Annotated in this window: 3 protein-coding genes; all 3 read left to right on the top strand. The window is 62.8% G+C overall.

Annotated elements, in window-relative coordinates; translation table 11 throughout:
* Positions 1-544 (top strand): ubiquinol-cytochrome c reductase iron-sulfur subunit (gene petA / locus AC1DE4_RS31600; protein ID WP_113263318.1); only part of this gene is annotated, 544 nt, incomplete at its 5' end.
* A gap of 13 nt (positions 545-557) precedes the next feature.
* Positions 558-1,835: a cytochrome b gene (locus AC1DE4_RS31595; protein ID WP_477884736.1), complete on the top strand. Its 1,278-nt coding sequence runs from the start codon at positions 558-560 to the stop codon at positions 1,833-1,835.
* 26 nt (positions 1,836-1,861) lie between these two features.
* Positions 1,862-2,523 (top strand): cytochrome c1 (locus AC1DE4_RS31590; protein WP_477884735.1); only part of this gene is annotated, 662 nt, incomplete at its 3' end.

Below are 2,523 nucleotides of genomic sequence, written 5' to 3'. Positions count from 1 at the left end.
CGAGCCGACTCGCCGTGATTTCCTTTATCTCACCACAGGCATGGCGGGGGCGGTTGGGGCCGTTGCGGTTGCATGGCCGTTTATCGACCAGATGCGTCCGGATGCTTCGACGTTGGCGCTGGCCTCGATCGAGGTTGACGTTTCCAGCCTCGAGCCGGGAATGTCGCTGACGGCCAAGTGGCGCGGCAAGCCGATCTTCATCCGCAACCGTACGCCCGAGGAAGTGAAGGCTGCCGATGAGGTGCCGCTTTCCGACCTGAAGGACCCGGTGGCGCGCAACGCCAACCTGCCGTCCGAYGCGCAGGCGACCGGCGTCGACCGTTCGGCCGGCAAGGACAAGGAAAACTGGATCGTCATGATCGGCTCGTGCACCCATCTCGGCTGCATCCCGCTCGGCCAGGCCGGCGAATACAATGGTTGGTTCTGTCCCTGCCATGGCTCGGTCTACGACACGGCCGGCCGCATCCGCAAAGGTCCGGCGCCGCAGAACCTGGCGATCCCGACCTATTCGTTCGTTTCCGATAAAGTAATCAAGATCGGTTGAGGGGGACTGATTTATGAGTGGCCATTCCAGCTACGAGCCATCAACCGGCCTTGAGAAGTGGATCGATGCGCGCCTGCCTTTGCCGCGCATGGTCTATGACAGTTTCGTCGCCTATCCGGTTCCGCGCAACCTGAACTATGCCTACACCTTCGGCGCCATGCTGGCGGTCATGCTCGTCGTGCAGATCCTGACCGGCGTCGTGCTGGCCATGCACTATGCGGCGGAAACGACGGTTGCCTTCAACTCCGTCGAAAAGATCATGCGTGACGTCAACCACGGCTGGCTGCTGCGCTATATGCACGCCAACGGCGCGTCGTTCTTCTTCGTTGCCGTCTATCTGCAYATYGCCCGTGGYCTCTACTACGGCTCCTACAAGGCGCCGCGCGAGATCCTCTGGATCCTCGGCGTCCTCATCTACCTGCTGATGATGGCGACCGGCTTCATGGGCTACGTTCTGCCCTKGGGCCAGATGTCCTTCTGGGGCGCGACCGTCATCACTGGCTTCTTCTCGGCATTCCCGCTGGTCGGCGAGTGGATCCAGCAGTTCCTGCTCGGCGGCTTTGCCGTCGACAACCCGACGCTGAACCGCTTCTTCTCGCTGCACTACCTGCTGCCCTTCGTCATTGCCGGCGTCGTCGTCCTGCACATCTGGGCGCTGCATGTCGTCGGCCAGACGAACCCGACCGGCGTCGAGGTCAAGACCAAGACCGACACGGTTCGCTTCACGCCCTACGCGACGCTGAAGGATGCGCTTGGCGTTTCGATCTTCCTGCTGGTCTACGCCTACTTCGTCTTCTACATGCCGAACTTCCTCGGCCATCCGGACAACTACATCCCGGCTGACCCGTTGAAGACGCCGGCCCATATCGTTCCGGAATGGTACTTCCTGCCGTTCTACGCGATGCTGCGCTCGATCACCTTCAACATCGGACCGATCGACTCGAAGCTGGCCGGCGTCCTCGTCATGTTCGGCGCCATCATCGTGCTGTTCTTCGTGCCCTGGCTCGATACCTCGAAGGTGCGTTCGGCGGCTTATCGCCCTTGGTACAAGCTGTTCTTCTGGCTGTTCGTCGCCAATGCCATCGTCCTCGGCTGGCTCGGCTCGCGTCCTGCCGAAGGCACTTACGTGATCATGTCGCAGCTTGGCACTCTCTTCTACTTCGCCTTCTTCCTGGTGATCATGCCGGTTCTCGGCCTCGTCGAGACGCCGCGCCGCTTGCCCAACTCGATTACGGAAGCGGTTCTGGAAAAGCGCAACAAGGTGGCGGCCGCCGAGCCGGTCAAGGCCTGAGCGTGCGACAGGAAGGGAAGAGACACATGAACAAGCTTGTTACCAGCCTCCTGTCGCTGGCCGTCGTCGCTGGTTTGAGCGGCGCGGCACTTGCCGAGGAAGCCACCCCGAACGGGGCTGCGCCGGCAGAGCATGCCGAAGGCGCAACGCCGCACTATCCGCTCATGCATCCGAAGCATGAGCACTGGACCTTTGCCGGCCCGCTCGGCCATTACGACAAGGGCCAGCTGCAGCGCGGCCTGAAGGTCTACACGGAAGTCTGCGCCGCCTGTCACTCGATGAGCCTCGTGCCGTTCCGCACGCTCGGAGCTCTCGGCTACTCGGACGCACAGGTGAAGGCCTTGGCCGCCAACTACGAGGTTCAGGATGGCCCGAATGCCAGCGGTGACATGTTCACCCGCAAGGCCATTCCGTCGGACTATTTCCCGTCGCCGTTCCCGAACCACGAGGCGGCGGCTGCCGCCAACAATGGTGCGGCGCCGCCGGACTTCTCGCTGATCGCCAAGGCGCGCGGCATCGAGCGCGGCTTCCCGCAGTTCCTGATCGACATGATCCCGTTCGTCGGCGGCTATCAGGAAGGCGGTCCGGACTACATCTACTCGCTGCTGACCGGCTACGACCAGCAGCCGCCGGCCGGCGTCCAGGTGGCCGAGGGCACGCACTACAACCCGTACTTCGCCGGTGCTGC

Source organism: Rhizobium sp. 10N414 (assembly GCF_056394785.1).
Note: the sequence above shows the minus strand (reverse complement) of the source record. Positions and strands in the feature narration are given on the sequence as shown.